Below are 22,461 nucleotides of genomic sequence, written 5' to 3' on the forward strand. Positions count from 1 at the left end.
ATAACGCTTAGCTTTAACTATAAAACAGTATTATTGACGAATACCTTCAATAAATAAACCAATATCAACGTGCGTTGAAGCTGGGCCTAAATCGTAATCAATACCGTAATCGGCTAGTTTTAAGCTGGTTTCACCTTCAAAACCAACACGGTAACCACCCCATGGATCTTTACCTTCACCAATCTTATCAATTTCAAAACTAATTGTTTTAGTAATACCATGAAGGGTAAACTCACCGGTTACTGTGGCTTCTTCACCGTCTTGATCAAACTTAATTTCTGTACTTTTAAAGCTAGCCTGTGGGTATTTGCTTACGTTTAAAAAGTCACCACCGCGTAAGTGTTTATCGCGTTCAGCATGGTTTGAATCTAGGCTTGCTGTGTCGATATTTACACTAATTTGAGATGCGTTTGGATTTTTAGGGTCGTAGTTAAACTGCCCATCAAAGGTGTTAAAACGCCCGTGCAACCAGCTGTAACCTAAATGTTTAATTTTAAAATTAACAAAGGCATGTGCTCCCTTGGTATCAATAACATAGTCTGCAGCAGTAGCATGGGTAGCTGTCATAAACATCGCTGCTGATAACGCTGAAGTTAATAGTAACTTTTTCATTTTAAGCTTCCTTTTGTAATTTGATCATTCTAATTAATGTTTTATCTTTATCTATAAAGTGGTGCTTTAACGCACCTAAAATATGTAGCACCACAAATCCGATCAGTAAGCATGCGCTGTAATAATGGATCTGCCCTGCTATATCTGCCTGAGAATCAAAGGTAAAGTCGATGGCTTTAACATAAAACAAGCCAAACACTTCGATTGGTCGCCCATCAGCAGTAGAGATTAGATACCCAGACACCATAATAATCACTAAAAACAGATACATTAAAATATGTGCGGTTTGGGCCAACTGGTTTAATTGAGTGTTGGTCCCAATAGGGCTAGGTTTTACATTAAATCGACGCCATAACAGTCTAAAAACAAATACAGCCGCTAAACTCAGCCCTATGCTTTTATGCAAATCTAATGAGCCTTTATACCAGCTATCATAGTAAGTTAGCTCAACCATGTATAAGCCTAAACCAAACAAACCAAAGACAGTCAACGCCATTAACCAGTGTAAAAATATAGCCATCAGGCCATAACCGGTTTTTGAGTTTTTAAACATTGCTTATCGCCAATTTCTAATCTAGTAATAACACTACGATATAATGGATAAGTGGCGATTAAAATAGCATATGCAAACACTTATCGTGCGTATACGCACAGTAAAGTCTATTAATTTAGTATAATTGCAAAAAACTTTATGGGAGGTTAACTTTCGGCAGGCTGATTAAGAGATACATATATTTGGCTATCAGACTCAACTTGTAAGCAAGCAATTAAGCCCTCTTTGATTAGTTCTAGCATGGCAATAAAACTAACAACAACTCCACTGCGGCCCTCTTCAAAGGTAAACAGTTGGGTAAACGCAACAGGTGCTTTTGCTTGGGATAGTGTGTGTAAAATTAAACTCATACGTTCACGAGTTGACAGGGTTTCCGCACTAATTAAATGATGCTCAAATGTTTTAGCACGCGCCATTACGTCGCTTAGCGCTAACAATAGATCTTTGATTGCCAGTTCAGGTAAGGGTTGGTTTTTTTCTTCTAACTCTGGGAAAGTTGCATTGGCGATAAATATATCGCGACCAACGCGGGGCAAAGAATCGATATTTTCGGCCGCTTTTTTAAATTGTTCGTACTCTTGTAGACGTTTTATAAGTTCGGCGCGGGGATCTTCCTCTTCCTCTAATTCCTCATGCACTGGCAGTAATAGCCGCGACTTAATCTGCGCCAGCAATGCTGCCATTACGAGATATTCGCCGGCGAGTTCTAACTGAAACTCACTCATCATTTCTACATATTTTACATACTGTTCAGTAATGCTAAATATAGATAATTCGAGAACATCTAACTTGTGCTTTTTAATTAAATAAAGCAACAGATCTAACGGGCCTTCAAAGGTTTCTAAAATAACTTCAAGCGCATCAGGTGGAATATATAAATCTTCAGGCTTTTCAACAACGGCTTTCCCATGCAAAAATGCCAGTGGCAGCTTTTGCTGCACTGGCATATCTGTAGGTATTAACGAAACCGTGTCTGGCTTTTTCATTGCTATTCAAATGGAGCCGTATCGCCGCAGCCTACACGTAAAATTTGAATATCGTCCTCTGATAAATCAATTACCGTGGTTGCTTGCTCTGTGAGGTATCCGCCATGAATAATTAAATCGACATGCTTATCTAGACGATCCAAAATGTCATCGGGGTCCGCTTGCGTGTATTCATCACCCGGTAAAATAAGTGAGCATGACATTAATGGCTCACCCAATTCCGCAAGTAACGCACAAGCAATTGGGTGTTCAATAACACGAATGCCTATGGTTTTTTTCTTATCGTTTAATAAGCGTTTAGGTACTTCTTTTGTGCCTTTAAAAATAAACGTATAAGGCCCTGGGGTATTATTTTTGATCAGCCTGAACATTTGGTTATCTAAGCGAGCATAAGTAGAAAGCTCAGATAAATCGCGGCACACTAAAGTAAAATTATGGTGTTTTTCAATACCACGAATACGCTCTATGCGCTCTTTTGCTTGTTTGTTACCTAAATTACAGCCAATCGCATATCCCGAATCTGTTGGGTACACAACTACGCCGCCCTGTTTAATAATATCAACAGCTTGAGAAATTAGTCTAGGCTGTGGGTTATCCGGATGTATATGAAATAATTGACTCATAATGCAACTCCTTCGTGCTTTTCCCATGTTTGCCAAACCCCTTGGCAATCTTTAGGTAAGTATAAATTTTTTCCAAGTTCTAAATAACTAGTCGGAAAATGAAAATCAGAGCCTTGAGAGCAAAGCAGGTCGTATTCTTGACTCAACAAGCCTAAAAACTGACGCTCACTCGGGGCCTGTTGCGGTTGGGCAACTTCCATTGCATCACCGCCCACTGATTTAAACTCTACGAGTAGTTTACGCAACCACTTATTCGACATTTTGTAGCTACTTGGGTGCGCCAAAACAGCCACCCCACCGGCGGAATGAATCGCTGAAATTGCCGTTTGCATATCACACCAGTTACTCGGTACGTAACCGGTTTTTCCTCGCCCTAAGTACTTTTTAAATACCCCAGGAAAGTTTTTAGCCACACCTCGCTCAATTAAAGCTCTGGCAAAGTGAGCACGAGTAATTTGCGCATTTTCAGCCAGATCGCGGGCTTGTTGATAAATACCCTCAAAGCCATTTTTAGTTAATCGATGGCCTATTTCAATTGCACGGGTTTCGCGCTTTTGCTGTTGCTCGCTAAGTAATGTATTCAAAGTGCGATCATTGGTATCAATGTTAAGCCCAACAATATGTATTTCAAAACTCTCCCATTTGGTTGATATTTCAACCCCATTAATCAGTTTAAGCGGCAAGTTTTCACGTTTGATAAAAGCCTGCGCAGGCTCAATTGCGGCCACAGTATCGTGATCGGTAATGGCAAATACATCAATGTTTTTATCGACTGCTCGCGCTAATAGTTCCTCAACGGTTAAATGTCCGTCTGAGTGTGTTGTATGGCTATGTAAGTCGTATTTTATCAAATGAAAACTACTTTAATTAATGGTTTAAGGGTGTTTCACACAGTATAACAAGTTTTTTAACGAAATTGTTTTAAATAAACACTTGACACAAAAGCAGTTGATACGTTTTACTGTAGCCACTTTTAGACATTAAAGAATAAATAACAATGAAAAATACAATTCAAAACATCATCTGGTGGTGGCACTCTTAAAACAAAGGGTGATGAATTGTCGTGTCTAAACAAAAAATTCTAACCCGCTACCATGCGGGTTTTTTTATCACTAAATTTTGCAATACAAGATTAACAGGAATTAAAAACATGAATAACGTAAACACTCTTACACATCATTGGTGGTGGCGCCTGGCATAGCGGGACGGTAATGGTCTATCTATAATTTAGACATCGTTATTCAAACCCCGCACTGCTTAGCATTGCGGGGTTTTATTTTTTTAGGGGATGAGGTTTGATTTTTAGTCATATAACAACAACACCAGGTGAAGTGACCAGCATAACGCAAGTACGAGACTACATAAGTAGCCCACTTGCCTTGTATGCGGCACTTGATAAACCTAACTCACTATTGCTTGAATCTGCAGAAATAGATTCAAAAGATAGCGTAAAAAGCTTAATACTAGTTGATTGTGCATTGCGTATTGTTTGCCAAGGCAACCAAGTGAGCATCAGTGCACAATCAAACAACGGCCAACAACTACTTAACTATTTGCAGGCTAATGTACAAAACTGTGCTTCACAGTTAACCGATACCACACTCACACTTGAGTATCACCCAGCAGATGACACCATTGACCAAGCTAGCAAACTGATTGCAGATAACGCTTTTAGTGCACTACGCACTTGTTTAAATAGTATTAGAAGCACCACTGACAATCCGTTCTCAGTGTTTTTAGGCGGCGTATTTGCCTACGACATGGTGGCTAACTTTGAACAACTATCCGATGTGCCTGACGGTGAAAACACCTGCCCAGACTACGTATTTTATTTAGCCGAAACATTGGTTGTTATTGATCACCAAAAACAAACAACCGAATTAATTGGTAATGTGTTTAATGGCCCTGATGTTCACGCTAATTGTTTTGAAGTGGGCAAACAATTAGAGCGCCTTAATACATTGTGCGACCACGCCGCAGACTTTAGTGCCCCAAGCCAAACAGGTGACTGCCCTGTAAATGTTGATATTAGTGATGAGCAATATTGCCAACAAGTGATAAAACTTAAGCAACACATAGTTGATGGCGATATTTTTCAAGTGGTGCCCTCTCGTACTTTCTCATTGCCGTGCCCTGACTCATTACATGCTTATAGCCAGCTTAAAAAGCAAAACCCAAGCCCCTACATGTTTTACATGCGTGATGAAGATTTCTCATTATTTGGCGCTTCTCCAGAGTCTGCGCTTAAGTATGAGGTTAAGTCTCAACAAGTTGAGGTTTATCCGATTGCAGGTACTCGTCCACGGGGTAAGTTTGCAAATGGACAAATTAATCCCGATTTAGATAGCCGTATTGAACTTGAGCTCAGAAACGATCAAAAAGAACGTGCCGAGCACTTAATGCTAGTTGATTTAGCACGTAACGACGTTGCTCGTATTAGCGTGCCTGGTACACGCCATGCCAAAGAGCTATTAAAAGTAGACCGCTATTCACAAGTAATGCACTTAGTATCACGTGTAGTAGGAAAATTAAAACCAGAATTAGATGCTCTGCATGCTTATCAAGCCTGTATGAACATGGGTACCTTAGTGGGTGCCCCCAAAGTACGTGCGGCAGAATTAGTACGCAAAACTGAAGGCAAACGTCGCGGTAGCTATGGTGGCGCAGTTGGCTATTTAACCGGTGACGGTGCCATGGACAGCTGTATTGTTATTCGTGCCGCCTTTGTTAAAAATAATATTGCGTATGTGCAAGCCGGTGCTGGGGTTGTATTTGATTCAGATCCAATGTCAGAGGCAAACGAAACGCGCGCTAAAGCCCAAGCGGTGATCACCGCGATTAAATCGACGTATAAGGCAGTATAAAATGAGTGAAGCACACCCTATTAAAATTTACTTTTTAGATAACTTTGACTCATTTAGCTACAACCTTGTTGATGAGCTAACAATGCTAGGTGCTGAGTTAGTAGTTTACCGAAACAACATTAGCGCAGAGATCATATTCGAAAAAATGCAGGCAGAGCTTGGACAAGTACTGCTGGTATTATCACCAGGCCCTGGTGCGCCTAGCGATGCAGGCTGCCTTATGGAGCTAATTAACCTGTGTAAGAGCCAATTTCCAATGCTAGGTATTTGTTTAGGCCAACAAGCGCTAACACAAAGCTATGGCGGAGTAATCGGTCACGCTGGTGAAACCGTACATGGTAAGTCATCAATTATTGAGTTAGACGATCACCCGGTGTTTAACGGGATGGGTAGCACTATACCAGTGGCGCGTTATCACTCTTTAATGGCAACAAAAGTACCTGATAACTTAGCCGTTATTGCCAAATACCAAGATATACCAATGGCTATTTATCATCATCAAGACAATGCACTGGGCTATCAATTCCACCCAGAGTCAATTTTAACGCCCAATGGCGCAATGCTACTGCAGCAAAGCGTTGCTTATTTAACACATGCCAAATAAAAGGAACATTATGACTAATCAATTACACAGCCCGCTTAATGTTCAACACGCCATTGAGCACATTATCACAAAGCAGTCACTTAGTTACGTGCAAGCAAAATCGCTATTTGATCAAATTATGCAAGGCAATATGAGCGACATTGAACTCTCTGCGTTACTTATTGGTCTTAAAATGAAAGGTGAAGTAAGCGATGAGATTGCCGGTGCTGCCGCTTCAATGCGTGAAAATGCAGTTGCATTTACCACTAATAAAACGCTACTTGCTGATAGCTGTGGCACCGGTGGCGATGGTTCAAACACTATAAATATTAGTACCACCGCCGCGATTGTGGCGGCCGCGGCAGGTATTAATATGGTAAAACATGGCAATCGAAGCGTGTCGAGTAATTCTGGGTCTGCTGACTTGCTCAAAGCACTGGGGATCAATATCGATATGACCCCAGAGGTCGCTGCTCGTTGTTTAGAGAGCACAAATTTTACCTTTTTATTTGCACCGCACTATCACAGTGGGGTGCGCCATGCGATGAACGTGCGTACCAGTTTAAAAACCCGAACCATTTTTAATATTCTTGGGCCACTGGCTAATCCAGCAGCTCCTGAGGTGCAATTACTCGGCGTGTACGATGAGTCTTTATGTCTGCCAATGGCACAAACGCTTAATACTCTAGGCACTAAACGCGCTATGATAGTGCACGGCTCTGGTACTGACGAAATTGCCTTACATGGTCCAACACAGGTTGTAGAGCTTAATAATGGTAAAATTACTCAGTACACACTCAGTCCAAGTGATTTTGACCTTGCAAACTATTCACTTGAACAATTAGCCGGTGAAGGCCCACAATACAATGCAAACGCCAGCCTTGCTATTTTACAAGGTAAAGGCACTGAGGCACACAACGCCGCAATTGTTGTTAATGTGGCCGCATTGCTGTACTTAACCGGCCAAGCAGAGTCGTTAAAACAAGGTGCACAAATAACACACTCTTTATTACGTTCAGGCAAGGCCATGGACACATTAAATGCAATTATTGAGGTAAGTCATGGCTAATGTATTAGACAAAATTATTGCTGATAAAAAAATAGAACTAATCGAGCGTAAGGCTGCACGCCCACTAGATAGCTTTAAGCACCAAGCCAAACCGACTGAGCGTAGTTTTTACAAAGCACTGGCAGCATCTGGTACACAGTTTATTTTAGAATGCAAAAAAGCGTCGCCCTCTAAGGGGTTGATTCGTCAGCCATTTGATTTAACAGAAATCACTCAAGCGTATAAGCAGTATGCCACTTGTATGAGTGTGTTAACTGATGAAAAGTACTTTCAAGGCAGCTTTGATTACCTTGAATTTGTACGTAGCCAAGTTGAACAGCCGCTTATTTGTAAAGACTTTTTTATTGATGAGTACCAAGTTTATATGGCACGTATTTATGGCGGCGACGCTATTTTACTTATGCTATCTGTGCTTGACGATCAGCAATATAAAACACTGCATGAAGTGGCCGACTCATTAAATATGTCAGTATTAACTGAGGTAAGTAACGAAGCAGAAGTGCACCGTGCGCTGGCACTAAATGCACAAATAATTGGAATTAATAATCGAGATTTGCGTGATTTAAGCACCGACTTAGCCACCACAGAACGACTACGTAAACTTATTCCTGAAAATAAAGTGGTTATTTCTGAGTCAGGTATTTACACCCATCAAGATGTAAAACGCTTAGCCCCTTTATGTAATGGCTTTTTAATTGGCAGCTCATTAATGGCTGAAGCTGATCTAATACAAGCATGTCGTCGCGTTATATTAGGCGAAAACAAAGTGTGCGGCTTAACCCGCAATCAAGATGCTATTGCAGCCTATAGCAATGGCGCTGTGTATGGCGGGTTGATTTTTTACCCTAAATCACCCCGCTTTGTTGATTTAGATTGCGCTAAAGAAATCAGTCAAAGTGCGCCTTTAAAATTTGTTGGCGTATTTGTTAATGCTGCTATACCTGATGTGGCTGAACACGCTAAACAACTTAAATTATCAGCCGTTCAATTACATGGCCAAGAAGATGAACAATACATTGCGTCATTACGTAGTGAATTACCACGTAATTGCCAAATTTGGAAAGCACAGGCAATAAAAGATGCTTTACCACAACCTGTTGCAGGCGCAGATCGCCATTTATACGACACCCACAGTGATTCACAGGCTGGCGGCACAGGCAAAACATTCGATTGGTCGGTACTGCGTGATGCCACGACCCCCTTTATGCTTGCTGGCGGCTTAAACCCAGACAATATTAGCGATGCCCTCTATCACGGAGCTTTAGGACTTGATTTAAATTCAGGTGTAGAGCAGTCTCCTGGTAAAAAGTGCGCAAAAAAATTAAATCATGCTTTTTCAAGCATCAGAAACTATTGAGGTTAAAATGCAAAATCCAGCTTATTTTGGCGAGTTTGGCGGAATGTTTGTTCCCGAGTTACTCGTACCTGCGCTAAAGCAGTTAGAAAGCGAATTTAACAAAGCGCAAAAAGATCCTAAGTTTCAAGCTGAATTTACTCAGCTTTTAAACGAGTATGCAGGTCGCCCTACGCCGCTTACGTTAACTCGCAACTTAGTTAAAAACCCTAAAGTTAAACTTTACTTAAAGCGTGAAGATTTACTCCACGGTGGTGCACACAAAACTAATCAGGTGTTGGGTCAAGCATTACTGACTAAACGCATGGGAAAAAAAGAAGTTATAGCAGAGACCGGTGCTGGCCAACACGGTGTAGCCACCGCACTTGCGTGTGCATTACTTGGCTTAAAATGTCGTATTTACATGGGTGCAAAAGACGTTGAACGCCAACAGCCTAATGTATTTAGAATGAAACTTATGGGCGCTGAAGTTATTCCGGTTACAGCAGGTTCGGGCACATTAAAAGATGCGGTTAACGAAGCTCTGCGTGATTGGTCAGCAAACTATCAAGAGGCGCATTACTTGCTAGGTACAGCCGCGGGCCCTCATCCTTTTCCAACAATTGTACGTGAGTATCAAAAAATTATTGGCGAGGAAGCTAAACAGCAAATTCTTAAAGCGGAAGGTCGACTACCAGATGCGGTTTTAGCTTGTGTAGGTGGTGGCTCCAATGCCATTGGTATGTTTACTGATTTTATTGACGAGCCGGGTGTTAAATTAATTGGTGTAGAACCAGCAGGTAAAGGCCTTGATACCCACGAGCACGGCGCAACAATCTGCAAAGGCACTAAAGGTATTTTACACGGCACTTATACCTACATTATGCAAAATGACGATGGCCAAATTGAAGAGTCTTACTCTGTATCTGCGGGCCTAGATTACCCTGCTGTAGGGCCACAGCATGCATTTTTACACGAAACTGGTCGAGCTCAATATGTAGGCATTAGCGATACCGAAGCTCTTGATGCGTTTCAAGCACTGGCAAAACACGAAGGTATTATTCCGGCACTAGAATCAAGTCATGCCATTGCATATGCACTTAAATATGCGGAAGAGTTGCAAGAAGAAAGCATTTTAGTGGTTAATTTAAGTGGCCGTGGCGATAAAGATTTAGCCCACGTACACAAGGTATTATCAGAGGAAGGTCAATTATGAGCCAAGTAAAAACTGACCGTTACGGACAAATGTTTGCTGCACTAAAAGAGCAAAACCAAGGCGCGTTTGTACCATTTGTTACTATTGGCGATCCGGGGAAATCGCAAAGCATTGAAATTATTAAAAGCCTAATTGATGGCGGCGCAGATGGACTAGAGCTAGGTATTCCGTTTTCAGATCCGATTGCCGACGGCCCTGTTATTCAAAAGGCCAATATTCGTGCTTTAGATGAGCACATTAATACACAAGATTGTTTTGATATTATTAAAGAAATACGCCAGTACAATGCCGACATCCCAATTGGTTTATTACTGTATTCAAACTTAATCTTTAAACGTGGCTTAGAAAAGTTTTACACTGATGCAAAAGCAGTAGGCGTTGACTCTATTTTAGTGGCTGATGTGCCATTACACGAGTCTAAAATGTTTAGAAAAGCCGCCATGGCAAACGGTATTGACCCGATATTTATCGCTACGCCGAACGCCAGTGACGATACGTTGCGTGAGTGCGCATCGTACGGTCGCGGTTACACTTACTTACTGTCTCGTGCAGGGGTAACAGGCACCGATACTAAAGCACAAATGCCTGCAACACACGTGGTTTCGCGCTTACAAGAGTACCACAGTGCGCCTGCGTTATTAGGCTTTGGTATTTCAACACCTGATGATGTAAAAGCCGCGCTTAAAGCCGGTGCTGCGGGTGCTATTTCAGGTTCTGCAGTAGTAAAAATCATTGAAGCAAACCTAAATGACTTAAATGCAATGACCACACAATTAAAAACATTTGTAACCGAGATGAAAGCCGCAACAGCGCTTTAATCAACGGCGTTTTTAATCACTAAAAAAGGGCATGTAACATGCCCTTTTTTATTTAAACTGCAAACTTAATGGGCTTGATGCTTACCCTCAAGAATCTCTTCAATAAACTTAGCATTAAACGCGTCTAAATCTGCAGGGCTGCGACTAGTCACTAAGCCTTGATCAACACAAACCTCTTGGTCGACCCAGTTAGCACCGGCATTAATTAAATCACTTTTAATACTGGGATATGAAGTAACCTTTTTGTCTCTGAGCTTGTTAATCTCCGCGAGTAACCACGGCGCATGGCAAATAGCGGCAACGGGTTTGTTTTTCTTTGCTCCAAAAAAACCATCTACAAATGCCTTAGCATCCGAGTCTTGGCGTAAGCTATCGGGATTAAACAAGCCACCAGGCAGTAAAAGCGCATCGTAATCACCGGCATTTGCATTGGCTGCTAATTTATCAACAGCAACTTTTTCACCCCACTTGTCTTCATCCCATGCGGTGATCTGCCCTTCTTTAATAGAAACAACATCTATATCGGCGCCCGCCTCAAGTAATGCAGCCTGTGGCGAGAGTAACTCGCTTTGCTCAAATCCATCGGTGGCTAAAATGGCAATTTTTTTACCTTTTAAACGATTACTGTTATGTAAGTTACTCATTAAATACTCCTTATTTCATTCAATACATAACAGTATTTGCATATCACATACCAAACATAACACGCTGAATATAATAAGATTTTATAAAAGGTAATAAACAAGTAATGTAAATTATTTACACTGATTGCAGATACTACAGGCAAAAGTAATAAAGCAAAGAGCCTGTAAGCTAAATAGTGGCTTTTGGGGAAGAAGCGAACTTAACAGGCACTAAAGTTTTAAATTAAAGGCGCTCTTTTAACGCTTTTGCTGGTTTAAATACGGCTTTATTAGCCCCTTGTATTTCAATCGCTTCACCAGTTTGTGGATTACGACCAGTACGCGCTGGGTAGTAACTAAGTGCAAAAGTACCAAAGCCTGAAATTTGTACCTGATCGCCTTCAGACAGCGACTTTGTAATCACTTTTTGTAAGCTGGTTAACGCAGCTTGTGCGTCTTTTTTTGTTAATTCACTCGCATCCGCAATAGCTGAAACCAATTCTGCTTTATTCATTTTTTGCTCCTAAATACACGCCTAGGCTTAAAACTATTAACGTGGCAATACAATGATGTAAAAATAAAAGCAGGCAGGCTAAGGGTTGCAAGGGGGTAAGTCAACCTTAACCGGAAGCCAAGTGCCTTAGTAAGACTCATTGGGTTTAAATATAATCAGCTTGACTGTTTTATAGTCATAAATATGACTTAATCGTTTGCTAAGGTGAAATAAAAATCACCGTGAGCAAACGTGAACGCTAATCAATACCGCTGGTTTGAATTTACTTTTATTTTTATCATTCTGCCTTTAATTGGCTTTAATGTTCGCCAATATTTATCTAATTGGCTTATTCCAGCACTGATCATCCTCATGAGTGTGTGCTGTATGTTGTTATTAAACGACAGCCACTTTAAACGTTTTAGATTAACTAGCTTGGGGCAGTTTTCTGCTGTGAAGCGCCGCATGTTTAGCTTTTTCTTTATTGGCGCATTATTTTCGGGGGTATTTTACAACTTACTTTACCAAGGACACTGGTTTACTTTACCTCGTGAAAATCTCACCGACTGGCTAATGCTATTACTGCTCTACCCTTTATTGTCGGTGATCCCGCAAGAATTAATATTTAGAACCTACTTTTTTCATCGTTATAAGCGCATTATGCCCAGTAAATGGCTACGCATTATTGTCAGTGCGAGTGTATTTGCACTGGCACATATTGTTTACGCTAATTGGGTTGCAGTAAGTTTAGCATTTATAGGCGGATTACTATTTGCATATACCTACGCACAAAGCCGCTCAACCTTTGCCTGTGTTCTTGAGCACAGCTTATGGGGAATATGGATGTTTACCCTAGGGATGGGTGACTATTTAGACTCTGGTGCACTGAATTAACAAACAGCAATAAAAAAGCCGCGACAGGCGCGGCTTATTTAGATTTAGTTTAAATTAAAAACCAAAAATACTGATATCAAAAAACTTCGTTGCAACGGTATTTACAAAAATGATTAATAATATCGCTGGAATAAAGGTTTGCAGTGAAAAGTTAACGTACTTTTCCATAAAGCTATTAGCATAATTAGGAGAGCCTTGTCTTAGCTCTTCGCTTAAGCGAACTTTTTTCCATTTATACATTACAAACAAACACACCATTAAACCATTTAAAGGCAATATTGTGTCGTAAAATACGTCATAAACAACATCAAAAAAGCTCTTATTACCACTACCGTAGCTAGTAAAAGTAGTTAGGCTGTCAATCATACCAAACGACATAATACACAAAATAGTTAATATACCGGTTGATAAAGTGAGTATGCCCAGCGCTTTTTTACGGCTAATGCCTTTACGATCGCTTAGTGTTGCTGTTGGTACTTCAACAATAGATACCAGTGATGTGATAGCAGCAAAAAATACCAATAAGAAGAAAATAAATGCCACGGCTGATGCGCCAAAGTAACCAATATCATTTTGTAGCGCTAATAAAATTTTTGGAAGGTAGACAAAAATCATTGAAACTGACGAGTCAGATAACTTAGCCGGATCGGTATTTGGATCAAAGCTAAAAATAGCCGGTAACACCATTAAGCCTGCTACAAACGCAACCAGTGAGTCGGTAATAGCGACCATTTTAGCACTGCCTACGATGTCATCTTTTTTCGAGATATAAGATGCATAGGTAATTAAAATACCCATACCTAACGACAATGAGAAAAACGCTTGGCTCAATGCGCCATTCAGCACGCTGGCATTCATTTTACTAAAATCAGGAATAATATAGTACTTAACACCGGCCATGGCGTTATCAAGAGTGAGTACGTAACCCACCAATATAATAAGCATTACAAATAAAGCTGGCATTAAAAATTTAGCTGCTTTTTCTATGCCGTCTTTTACGCCACCGACCAAAATTAGGTTAACAATAACTACTACCAGCGCCATATAACCAAACACGGTATAGCTATTTATAAACTCACCAAAGTGTCCAGGGTTTGCCAGCATATCTAAATTACCCAGCGCGGTTTGGCTCAAGTAACCAAAAATCCACACCGTGATCACCATATAAAAAACAGCAATCATAAACGGCGTTAATACCGCTAAAAAGCCAGCAAATTTCCATTTTTTGTCGTTATTAGCTAATTTTTTGTATGCACCCAGCGGGTCTTTTTGTGCATGACGACCCATGGCCATTTCAGCCATCATTACGGGTAAACAAATGAATGCGACAAACAAAGCATAGACGAGCAAAAATGCACCACCGCCATTCTTAGTCGCAGAAACTGGAAAGCCTACTAAGTTACCAATACCCACAGCAGAGCCTGCCGCTGCCAATATAAATCCTAAGCGGGAGCTAAAGTGCTCTCTATTTTCACTCATGTAATAACCTTGTTATTATTTATCTTATCCAAGGGACTCTACCAGTGTTACGCAACGCTTTTCAAGCAATTACCGTGTAAAAAAACATTCTTGCTGTAAACATCGCCATAAACACTTTTAATTCACCATTTATCAACGCTATGCTAGTATGCAGTTAATTAAATTTAACAAGTTTTGAGAGTATTTATATGTTGTATATGATTTATTCAACAGACGTCCAAAATAGTTTAGAGCACCGTAAAGCGGCTCGCCCAGCTCATTTAGCGCGCTTACAAACGCTAGAAGACGAAGGCAGACTATTAACCGCAGGTCCACTTCCAGCCATTGATAGTGAAGACCCTCAAGATGCTGGCTTTACGGGTTCTTTAGTGATTGCTCAATTTAATTCTTTAGAAGACGCCAGAGAATGGGCGGCAGATGATCCTTATGTTGCCGGTGGCGTATATGAAAACTCTATTGTTAAACCATTTAAAAAAGTGTTCCCTGCTTAATTAAACTATGACCACCCTGTTTAACTGCAACCAGCAATTCAGGGTTTGTTCACTCATTTTTAATTAAACTTTGCTTAATAAAAACTTAAATACACCGCAAGGTATTAAGGTATTAAAGTTTTAGTGGCTTAGTTTTTAAGCTAAGCAGGTCTGTTCTAGGAGTTCCGTAATGCGTGTATTATTAATACTCAATTTAATCGCGGTAGTGTGTTTGGCTAATTTTGCCCACGCAAACAATACCAAAAGCAAAACCGATAAAGTTGAGGTAAGCAAAAAAAAAGCAGTAATACTTGCAAAACAAACTACAGACGGTACAACGTTAAAGATTTCTGAAGAAACACTTTTTTTTACTGTACGAATTTTAAAAGCTGACGGCCACGTCGTCGATTTGAAAATAAACAAAAAAACTGGCGAAGTGAAAAAGGATTAACCAATGCGAATTTTAGTAATAGAAGATGATTTACATTTGGCAGACAATCTGCGCAATGCATTAGAAAAAGAGCGTTACAGTGTTGATTTATGTCACGACGGTGAAGCTGGCCTTTTTCACATCACTGAATACCCTTTAGATATGGCTGTAGTTGATTTAGGCTTACCTAAAATAGACGGTATTGAGCTAATAAATAAAGCGCGCGCCCAAGGGGTGACTATTCCTATTTTGATTTTAACCGCGCGCGATCGCTGGCAAGACAAAGTAGAAGGCTTAGATGCCGGTGCTGACGACTACCTAACTAAACCATTTCATGTTGAAGAACTGATTGCTCGTTGTAATGCGCTTATTCGTCGTAGTGCAGGTAAAGCAAATCCAGAAATGACAGCCGGCCCTATTAAAATTCATACGCGTTCACAACAAGTATGGGTAAACGACAAAGAACTGAGCTTAACTGCGTATGAGTACAAAGTACTCGAATACTTAATGGTTAACCCACAAAAAGTAATTTCAAAGTCTGAGCTTACAGAGCATATTTACGACCAAGACTTTGACCTTGATTCGAATGTAATTGAAGTGTTTGTACTACGTTTACGTAAAAAACTCGACCCAGATGGCGTGCTTAACCCAGTAGAAACACTGCGTGGGCGTGGTTACAGGCTTAAAAGCCAGTGGTAGGACCGCAAGTTTCGTTAAAAATAAGGCAAGGATTTATCCTTGTCTTTGTTTTGTTAGTCGCCCTACCCATTTTGTTTTACTCCATAGGTAAAGCGTATTATGCGTCACTTGTTGATGCCACCGAAAAAAACCTCGAAGCACACCTGTATTCACTTATTTCCGAAGTTGATTTTACCGAGCGCGGCATTATTATGCCCAGCTCTATATTAACCCCTGAACTCAACAATCTAAACTCAGACACCTACGCCATGATATACCGTGACGACGTGCCTATTTGGCATTCTGAGTCGGCGGTTAACGTTAACTTTGTTCCCCAATATATAGAGCCCAAAGCAGGCGCTGCCGACTTTAGACGTGTGGTGTATAACAACACTGCTTATTGGCAATTAAGTTTAACGGTAATACTTAATAATATTGACCAATCAGAGCAAGCACGCTTTATTTTATTAAAACGCAACGATGCCCTACTGCGCTTAATGGATGGCTTTAAACAGACCCTAGTTGATTGGATGTTTATAATGGGAATTGCCATTGCAGGGTTGATGGCCATTGGTTTTATTTGGAGTGCAAGGCCACTACAGCGTTTAGATAAAGAAATAAAAGCCATTGAATCAGGCGATATTCAAGAAATTAAAGGCTTATACCCCGTTGAACTGCAAACGATTAAAGCCGACCTAAATTTACTGTTAGAGTCGCAGCAACGTCAAAAAGAACGATACCGCGCCTCTCTTAGCGATTTAGCCCATGCACTTAAAACGCCGTTAGCTGTTTTAAAATCAAGCCCACTCGCTAACGATGCAGATGCACAAGAACAACTCGACAGAATTAATGTGATGATCGAGCACCAATTAAAACGTGCCGCCACGGGGGCTTCCGATACATGGAAAAAACAAACCCCCATCAAGCCGGTTATCGATTCTATCTTAAGCGCAATGAGTAAAGTATACCGCGATAAAGACATTATATTTAACTGCCAAGTGAGCGATAAAGATTACTTTTTAGGTGATAAAACCGATTTAATGGAGTTATTAGGCAACTTAATAGATAATGCCTGTAAAGCCTGTCGCTCCCAAGTCAGTATTAATGTTTCACAAGCTAAAACGCTCAGTATAAGCATTTGTGATGACGGCCCAGGTATTAAGCCAGATAAACGCGAATCATTGTTACAACGCGGTACGCGCCTAGATACCTACGAAAGCGGCCACGGTGTTGGTATGGCTATTGTATCTGACTTGGTTAAGTCGTATCACGGGCTGTTAACTATATCTCAGTCGCAACGTTTAGGCGGTGCAAAATTTATTCTCGAGTTTAATTACCATGAAAAAAAGTAACTACATCTTTTGTTTTAGCTTAAGCCTTTTATTTTTATGGGCGCAGCAAAGTATGGCTGCAGTGCAAGAGTGTACATTGCAAAACAATGCCCTACCCGAGCAAATTAAAGATTACACACAATGTTTAGACGCCAAATTAAATAAAGTGCAACAGCAACAAGATAGCTGGATCCAAAAGCGTACCTTTGAACTGGCCGAATTAGAAAGTGAAACTGGTAACACCTACATTTTATCATTGTTTAAGCAAAGCCTTAACGCCAAAGACAAGTACATTCAAAAAAGTTGCCAGTGGCGTTATATGTTAAAACAGCCTAATTCACCAGAAGCTGTAGTAACTTATAAAGAGTGTGAAATAGCAATGATAGAGCAATTCATTCAGCAGCTTAAAATGGGGCTTTAACCAGCTCCTAATTAAACATTATGTGTTGAAGCTTGCTAATTTAGTGGTTAGTGTTTTGGAAGTGCAGCCTTAAAGGCTGCATTTTTGTATTTATATAGTTTGCGTGTGACTACTCTGACCATACCGCAAATTCATTTCCATTTGGGTCGCTAAAGTGAAATCGTCTACCACCTGGAAATGAAAATGTAGGCTTAATTATTTTGCCTCCAGCTTGCTCAATTTTATTTTGAGTCGCTTCAAGGTCATTACTGTATAACACAATTAACGGGCTTCCGTTTTTAGTAGCAGCAACCAAGTCAGATTTAAAGAAACCACCATCAACCCCTTGTGCGGCAAAGCTACAGTATTCTGGGCCATAATCTACAAATGACCAGCCAAACACGTCACTAAAAAAGGCCTTAGTAGCTGCAATATTTTGTGCAGGAATTTCAATATAGTTAATTTTATTATTTTGAGTCATTTTAGTTTTTTGCCCTTATTCTTGTTTATATTATTTGCGATTTGAACTGGTAATAAATAAAGATAGCAGCAAAAGCATAAACAACTGATAAACTTTGATAAGAATGCGCTTAGACACTACATATAATTAATACTGAATAAAACCCACTTATAAAGCATTTGAAGGTACAAAATTAAGGGCTGATTTAATATTAATTATCGTTATTCATACGTTTCTTTTGTTTATTTTTACTAGATCGCACAAACCATTCCGTTAAGGATATGAAAAAAAAGAACATAAACAATCCGCCGCACCAAGTTGCAAACACCCAAATTGACGGTTTGAGTTCATACCAGCCTTGAATATTGAACGTGGCAAAGTAAAACATCACTAACGAAATAAATGGCAGTATAAACAAAGAGTAAAAAGCTCCCGAAACAGCATGCAGTAATATTTTCTCACGAATACTTGAGCTATTAGATCCCAAATTCACAATTCCAAAAACACATTGTGTAGCGATAAACAGGCAACAAACCTGTAAAAAGGTCCAGCCTAAAGCTGCTAGAATAGCAACTAACTGAATGTATATTCCCTCACTCATTTTAATAAAATCCTATTAACGAATACTGCTTTTAGCAAAACATGTAGAAACTTTACTCTTTTGTTCAGTATTTATTCTAAAATATTACTTTCAGACACAAACTCTATCAATCATTCTCGCCAATAAACTAGTGCTGTCATTTTTATCTTTTAAAAAGTTTTATAGTTTAATTTCCTTGATTAACTTTAGTGGTATCAGTGTCGCTTTAAGTTACCAGAACAAGTGCGGAAATTTAATTACTTCTAACCATACTATGTTTAAATATTGCCATAGTGGTCTGAGGCTTAAGTGGAATTAATTCAGCTTCTTAAAAAATTAGGAACGATCTTGCTACTATTCTGATGATTTTTTTCTTAGCATCATACTTTCAACCGTTGCGATGAGAACAAAAGCAAACCCAGTGCCCGATAAAAAATAAGTCGAGTTTTCAAGACAGACTGCCACGTATACTTGCACCAACAATATTACAATATCGATCCTGATAACTGTTGCTCTATTTCTTTTTAACTTAACTAAGATGAAGTAAAGGTAACACCATCTAAAAAAAGATAGAAACATAAAAAACAAAACTAATATCACTCTTCATCTCCATTGAAACAGAACTATCTGTACTAAAATTTGATTTGCATCAAAAACGATCATGGGGACAGTTGCTGTTTGTAGTGTCTTGGCGCACTGCATAGAAAGCTTAATAAATATTGTTTAAGTCTATAAAATATCAACACCTTTAAAGGGTGTTTTCTATTTTGTGCTTTAAAATGGGTGTCTACATTACTTTTATTGAATAATTAGCTCGTGGGCTAAAATCCGAGCGAAGCGAGTCAACCCACGTGTTAACGGCCAGCGACCAAAGGGAGCCCCAACAGCGTTTTGTTAGCTGCCCAGCTGCGTGATATGCAACAGTTCACCCACTGGCCCTAATAAATAAAAGACCTTACCCCAAGCTTCATGTCTGATTGGGGTAATCTTTGTTTTGTGTTCGGATTTAGAGCATAACTCATACGCTTCATAGATGTTTGAAACGCAGATTTGCAACATAAAATTTTTGGCCAAATCTTCATTGTAAAAGCGCTGCAAAAAGAAAAGACAATCACCGTTTTCAAAAAGTGTGAGATCATCGGTTACGTATTCTGATTTGAATCCAATTTCCGAGTAGAAAGACTTTGAAATTTCGAAATCCTTACTTGGGATAAATGTTTTTATATCTATTACATCCATGATTCTTTCCAAAAGCAGCTAACAATTTTATACTGCGCGATTCGTGTATATCTCTACCAAAGCAGCATTCATTTTTTGTTATATAGTTTTAACAAATTAGCTAACATATTACTATCATTAAGTTTTTATTATTTTAAAGCGTAATTAATTAGCACTCTGTTCCCGCTTGGCTCATTTTCCTGAATATAGAGGCGCACTCCGCTTATTCACTTAGTCCATAAAACGTTTTGACAAAATTGCACAAAAACCACAAACTACCTACCAGTAGATTGACTTAGCTAAAGTGATTTAAAATGCATAAACCTGTGGTTATTATTGGTGGTGGCTTAGCGGGCTTATATGCTGCTTACAACCTTAAAAAACGTGATATTCCGTTTTTATTATTAGAGGCCAAAGCCAGTTTGGGCGGTAGAATTGCGTCTCATTATTTATCGACCAACAACACTATTGGCCACGATTTAGGCCCAACATGGATATTTCCGCACCAGCCTAATATTCAACAATTAGTTGCTGTTTTAAACATCCCAGTGTTTGAGCAATACACCCAAGGCGATGTGCTGTATCAAGCATCACAAACCGCTCCTGCACAGCAAATTGCAGGGGCTGGCGAAATGCAGTTATTTAGAATACAAAACGGTATGGACGAGCTTATCAATGCGCTTTATCAGCAGCTTGAGCCAAAAACCGTTAAATTAGAGCACGCTGTTAGCGAAGTAAAAAAGCTCTCCGATGGCTGGCATATAAGCGCTAATTATCAAGGGAGTAGGCAGCACTATACTTGCGATCAGTTACTGTTGGCATTACCGCCTAGAATGATCAGTCAACATTTAACCCCGCATTTATGGGCCGATAATGTTTTAACACAGCGTTTAGCGTCGGTGCCTACATGGATGGCTGGCCAAGCAAAGTTTATTGCCACTTTTGAGCACGCTTTTTGGCGAGATAAAAATTTATCGGGACAATGTTTTAGCCGAGTAGGCCCATTGGTAGAAGTTCATGATGCGTCAGCAAGTGAGCATTCTCACCCTGCTTTGTTTGGCTTTATTGGCGTGCCTTACTTTCAGCGCAGTAAAGTAACCAGAGAACAATTAACTCAGGCTTGCCTTGAACAGCTCAGCTATTTTTACGGTGAGCAAGCCTATAAAGCGAAAAGCTGCATTATAAAGGATTGGGCTGAGGATGAATTTATTACCAACAAAGATGACCAAATAGGTGTGTCGCAGCACCCAGAATTCAATTTTTCAGGGCTTAGCGAGCAGCTCAAACAGTTACAAGTGCATTTTGTGGGGAGTGAGTTTGCAAAGCATGAGGCAGGTTATTTAGAGGGGGCTATAAACGCTGTAGATAGCGCCTTAGCTAATTTAATAGATGCTTAGGTTTTTAATTAAAAGGCGTGCTGTGTAGGCACGCCTTTGTAAGGTATTAGTCTTCTGATTTTATGACGGTTTCTTCACCTGTGCCAAGCATGGTAGCTAACCAACGCCCTTCATCACTGGCTTCAAGTGCTATTTTTACAATCATGGTTAACGGCACCGATAACAACATACCTACAGAGCCTAATAACCAGCCCCAAAATATTAACGATAAAAACACCACTAAGGTAGAAAGCCCGAGGCCTTTGCCCATGTATTTTGGCTCTACAATATTACCCATAACGGTATTAATGGTTAAATAACCCGCGCCGACGAGCCCTGCCACTAATGGGCCTTGCGTAATAAGCGCCAGTAACAGTGCAGGCACAGCCGCAATGATTGAACCAATGTTAGGAATGTAATTAAGCATAAATGCCAATACGCCCCATAGTACAAAATAATCAACATCGAGTATCCACAGGTAAAAACCAGCAATTACACCAGTGGCTAAACTCACTAAGGTTTTAATAGCTAAATAAGAGTTAATAGAGTCTAAAAAACGGTCAATTTGCTTGATTTTGCTGTCGGGATCGTCCAGTGCTAAATGAATTTTTTTGCCAAGTATCGGCCCTTCAAACAGCATAAAAACAACCGTTAAAATAATTAAAAACATATTGGCCATTACGCTACCTAAACCCGTTAGCATATTGGTGGCAACATCAACCATTTTGCCAGGGTCAAACATAGACAAAATTTGTTCTTTATTAATTAAGATATTGTATTGCGAGGCCACATCAACCAACCATACAAATTCTTCTTTTAATTGTGCTTTATATTCAGGTAACTGTTTTGAAAAATCGTTAACCGACTGCCCTACTAAACCGCCTAAGCTAACGCCTAAGCCCATAATAATAAGCACCACAAGCACTACCGCTATGCCTTTTGGAATACGGTAACGAGCAAAAAAGTTAATAAGTGGGCTACAAATTATGGCTATAAATGCTGCCAAAATAAACGGAATAACAATAGCGCTTGCGGCTTTAATACCCGCTAGCACAATGACCAAAGCGGCAAAAATTATTAAGCTTTTATTTACCCCAGTTAAACTTGCCAATACTCTTATCCTATTACTGTTATTTGGCTTTAGTGTAAGGCAAAAGCTAATAGAATGAAATGTTAAAGGGTCTGTTGGCCTTTCAAGATTAGATTTGCAGCCGTCTTTTTGGTATTAAGGCAAGGCAGAGCCTATGTGGTGTGGTTGTTCCCCATAAATAGGCGATAACGCAGCATTAATGCCAAACAGGCGCTGCCCTTCGGGTTCTGCCTAGGGGCGATTTACTCTTTGTTGCTCGGTTTTTACTTAGCCCACTAGGTT

At 39.9% G+C, this 22,461-nt stretch carries 25 protein-coding genes; 13 read left to right on the top strand and 12 right to left on the bottom strand.

What is annotated here, in order from left to right; translation table 11 throughout:
- Window positions 1-30 precede the first annotated feature (30 nt).
- The 5 genes from CWB77_RS08825 to rnm form a co-directional block, all read right to left on the bottom strand.
- Entirely contained in the window at window positions 31-612 is a 582-nt protein-coding gene (locus tag CWB77_RS08825; protein WP_138622387.1) for a YceI family protein, read from the bottom strand.
- Between the two features lies 1 nt (window position 613).
- Window positions 614-1,165, bottom strand: coding sequence for a cytochrome b (locus CWB77_RS08830; RefSeq protein ID WP_010390221.1), 552 nt, complete (start codon window positions 1,163-1,165; stop codon window positions 614-616).
- A gap of 146 nt (window positions 1,166-1,311) precedes the next feature.
- Window positions 1,312-2,151 (bottom strand): segregation and condensation protein A, encoded by an 840-nt coding sequence (locus CWB77_RS08835; protein WP_138622389.1) that lies wholly within the window; start codon window positions 2,149-2,151, stop codon window positions 1,312-1,314.
- Window positions 2,152-2,153: 2 nt separating this feature from the next.
- Window positions 2,154-2,774, bottom strand: a complete 621-nt coding sequence (locus tag CWB77_RS08840) for an L-threonylcarbamoyladenylate synthase (protein WP_138622391.1) — start codon at window positions 2,772-2,774, stop codon at window positions 2,154-2,156.
- Window positions 2,771-3,625 (bottom strand): RNase RNM, encoded by an 855-nt coding sequence (gene rnm, locus CWB77_RS08845; protein ID WP_109874556.1) that lies wholly within the window; start codon window positions 3,623-3,625, stop codon window positions 2,771-2,773. Before rnm ends, CWB77_RS08840 begins: the two co-directional genes overlap by 4 nt.
- Window positions 3,626-4,069: 444 nt before the next feature.
- Between rnm and CWB77_RS08850 the strand changes: the two genes are divergently transcribed.
- The 6 genes from CWB77_RS08850 to trpA are packed head-to-tail and all read left to right on the top strand — an operon-like array spanning window position 4,070 to window position 10,657.
- Window positions 4,070-5,638 (top strand): anthranilate synthase component 1, encoded by a 1,569-nt coding sequence (locus tag CWB77_RS08850; RefSeq protein WP_075169140.1) that lies wholly within the window; start codon window positions 4,070-4,072, stop codon window positions 5,636-5,638.
- 1 nt (window position 5,639) lies between these two features.
- Window positions 5,640-6,242, top strand: a complete 603-nt coding sequence (locus CWB77_RS08855; protein ID WP_138622393.1) for an aminodeoxychorismate/anthranilate synthase component II — start codon at window positions 5,640-5,642, stop codon at window positions 6,240-6,242.
- 10 nt (window positions 6,243-6,252) lie between these two features.
- Entirely contained in the window at window positions 6,253-7,290 is a 1,038-nt protein-coding gene (trpD, locus tag CWB77_RS08860) for an anthranilate phosphoribosyltransferase (RefSeq protein ID WP_054201045.1), read from the top strand.
- Window positions 7,283-8,647, top strand: a complete 1,365-nt coding sequence (gene trpCF, locus CWB77_RS08865) for a bifunctional indole-3-glycerol-phosphate synthase TrpC/phosphoribosylanthranilate isomerase TrpF (protein WP_138622395.1) — start codon at window positions 7,283-7,285, stop codon at window positions 8,645-8,647. The genes trpD and trpCF overlap by 8 nt, the downstream gene beginning before the upstream one ends.
- Before the next feature lie 7 nt (window positions 8,648-8,654).
- Entirely contained in the window at window positions 8,655-9,839 is a 1,185-nt protein-coding gene (gene trpB / locus CWB77_RS08870) for a tryptophan synthase subunit beta (RefSeq protein WP_055012628.1), read from the top strand.
- The gene (gene trpA, locus CWB77_RS08875; RefSeq protein ID WP_138622397.1) at window positions 9,836-10,657 is read left to right on the top strand and encodes a tryptophan synthase subunit alpha; all 822 of its coding nucleotides are present in this window, start codon (window positions 9,836-9,838) and stop codon (window positions 10,655-10,657) included. The genes trpB and trpA overlap by 4 nt, the downstream gene beginning before the upstream one ends.
- Before the next feature lie 65 nt (window positions 10,658-10,722).
- Here the strand turns inward: trpA and CWB77_RS08880 are convergent, their stop codons facing one another.
- Both CWB77_RS08880 and CWB77_RS08885 read right to left on the bottom strand, forming a co-directional pair.
- A complete protein-coding gene (locus CWB77_RS08880; RefSeq protein ID WP_054201047.1) occupies window positions 10,723-11,301 on the bottom strand; it encodes a type 1 glutamine amidotransferase domain-containing protein in 579 nt (192 codons plus the stop codon).
- Between the two features lie 223 nt (window positions 11,302-11,524).
- The gene (locus tag CWB77_RS08885) at window positions 11,525-11,794 is read right to left on the bottom strand and encodes an HU family DNA-binding protein (RefSeq protein WP_054201048.1); all 270 of its coding nucleotides are present in this window, start codon (window positions 11,792-11,794) and stop codon (window positions 11,525-11,527) included.
- Between the two features lie 231 nt (window positions 11,795-12,025).
- Here CWB77_RS08885 and CWB77_RS08890 point away from each other — a divergent pair, with 231 nt between their 5' ends.
- The gene (locus CWB77_RS08890) at window positions 12,026-12,667 is read left to right on the top strand and encodes a CPBP family intramembrane glutamic endopeptidase (RefSeq protein WP_075169134.1); all 642 of its coding nucleotides are present in this window, start codon (window positions 12,026-12,028) and stop codon (window positions 12,665-12,667) included.
- Between the two features lie 54 nt (window positions 12,668-12,721).
- On the opposite strand, the gene CWB77_RS08895 is transcribed toward CWB77_RS08890, so the two are convergent.
- Window positions 12,722-14,146: a sodium-dependent transporter gene (locus CWB77_RS08895; protein ID WP_010390240.1), complete on the bottom strand. Its 1,425-nt coding sequence runs from the start codon at window positions 14,144-14,146 to the stop codon at window positions 12,722-12,724.
- 188 nt (window positions 14,147-14,334) lie between these two features.
- On the opposite strand from CWB77_RS08895, the gene CWB77_RS08900 reads away from it, so the two are divergent.
- From CWB77_RS08900 to CWB77_RS08920, 5 genes are all read left to right on the top strand, one after another.
- Window positions 14,335-14,637: a YciI family protein gene (locus CWB77_RS08900; RefSeq protein WP_054201050.1), complete on the top strand. Its 303-nt coding sequence runs from the start codon at window positions 14,335-14,337 to the stop codon at window positions 14,635-14,637.
- 169 nt (window positions 14,638-14,806) lie between these two features.
- Window positions 14,807-15,067: a PepSY domain-containing protein gene (locus CWB77_RS08905; RefSeq protein WP_010390245.1), complete on the top strand. Its 261-nt coding sequence runs from the start codon at window positions 14,807-14,809 to the stop codon at window positions 15,065-15,067.
- A gap of 3 nt (window positions 15,068-15,070) precedes the next feature.
- The gene (locus CWB77_RS08910; RefSeq protein ID WP_010390247.1) at window positions 15,071-15,745 is read left to right on the top strand and encodes a response regulator transcription factor; all 675 of its coding nucleotides are present in this window, start codon (window positions 15,071-15,073) and stop codon (window positions 15,743-15,745) included.
- Window positions 15,739-17,076 carry an ATP-binding protein gene (locus tag CWB77_RS08915; protein ID WP_041708929.1) on the top strand — a complete coding sequence of 446 codons (1,338 nt, stop codon included), beginning with the start codon at window positions 15,739-15,741 and terminating at the stop codon, window positions 17,074-17,076. Before CWB77_RS08910 ends, CWB77_RS08915 begins: the two co-directional genes overlap by 7 nt.
- A gap of 52 nt (window positions 17,077-17,128) precedes the next feature.
- Window positions 17,129-17,476 carry a hypothetical protein gene (locus CWB77_RS08920; protein WP_241773555.1) on the top strand — a complete coding sequence of 116 codons (348 nt, stop codon included), beginning with the start codon at window positions 17,129-17,131 and terminating at the stop codon, window positions 17,474-17,476.
- 109 nt (window positions 17,477-17,585) lie between these two features.
- Here the strand turns inward: CWB77_RS08920 and CWB77_RS08925 are convergent, their stop codons facing one another.
- The 3 genes from CWB77_RS08925 to CWB77_RS08935 form a co-directional block, all read right to left on the bottom strand.
- Window positions 17,586-17,936 carry a VOC family protein gene (locus tag CWB77_RS08925; RefSeq protein WP_138622399.1) on the bottom strand — a complete coding sequence of 117 codons (351 nt, stop codon included), beginning with the start codon at window positions 17,934-17,936 and terminating at the stop codon, window positions 17,586-17,588.
- 190 nt (window positions 17,937-18,126) lie between these two features.
- Complete coding sequence (locus CWB77_RS08930; RefSeq protein WP_138569747.1) at window positions 18,127-18,516, bottom strand: hypothetical protein; 390 nt, start codon at window positions 18,514-18,516, stop codon at window positions 18,127-18,129.
- 873 nt (window positions 18,517-19,389) lie between these two features.
- Entirely contained in the window at window positions 19,390-19,734 is a 345-nt protein-coding gene (locus CWB77_RS08935) for a VOC family protein (protein ID WP_076918593.1), read from the bottom strand.
- 293 nt (window positions 19,735-20,027) lie between these two features.
- Here CWB77_RS08935 and CWB77_RS08940 point away from each other — a divergent pair, with 293 nt between their 5' ends.
- On the top strand, window positions 20,028-21,110 hold the full coding sequence (locus tag CWB77_RS08940; protein WP_138622401.1) for a flavin monoamine oxidase family protein: 1,083 nt from the start codon (window positions 20,028-20,030) through the stop codon (window positions 21,108-21,110).
- A 46-nt stretch (window positions 21,111-21,156) separates the two neighbouring features.
- On the opposite strand, the gene CWB77_RS08945 is transcribed toward CWB77_RS08940, so the two are convergent.
- Window positions 21,157-22,200 carry an AI-2E family transporter gene (locus CWB77_RS08945; protein ID WP_010390257.1) on the bottom strand — a complete coding sequence of 348 codons (1,044 nt, stop codon included), beginning with the start codon at window positions 22,198-22,200 and terminating at the stop codon, window positions 21,157-21,159.
- Between the last annotated feature and the right edge of the window lie 261 nt (window positions 22,201-22,461).

Source organism: Pseudoalteromonas sp. S1610 (genome assembly GCF_005887465.1).
GTDB lineage: Bacteria > Pseudomonadota > Gammaproteobacteria > Enterobacterales > Alteromonadaceae > Pseudoalteromonas > Pseudoalteromonas undina.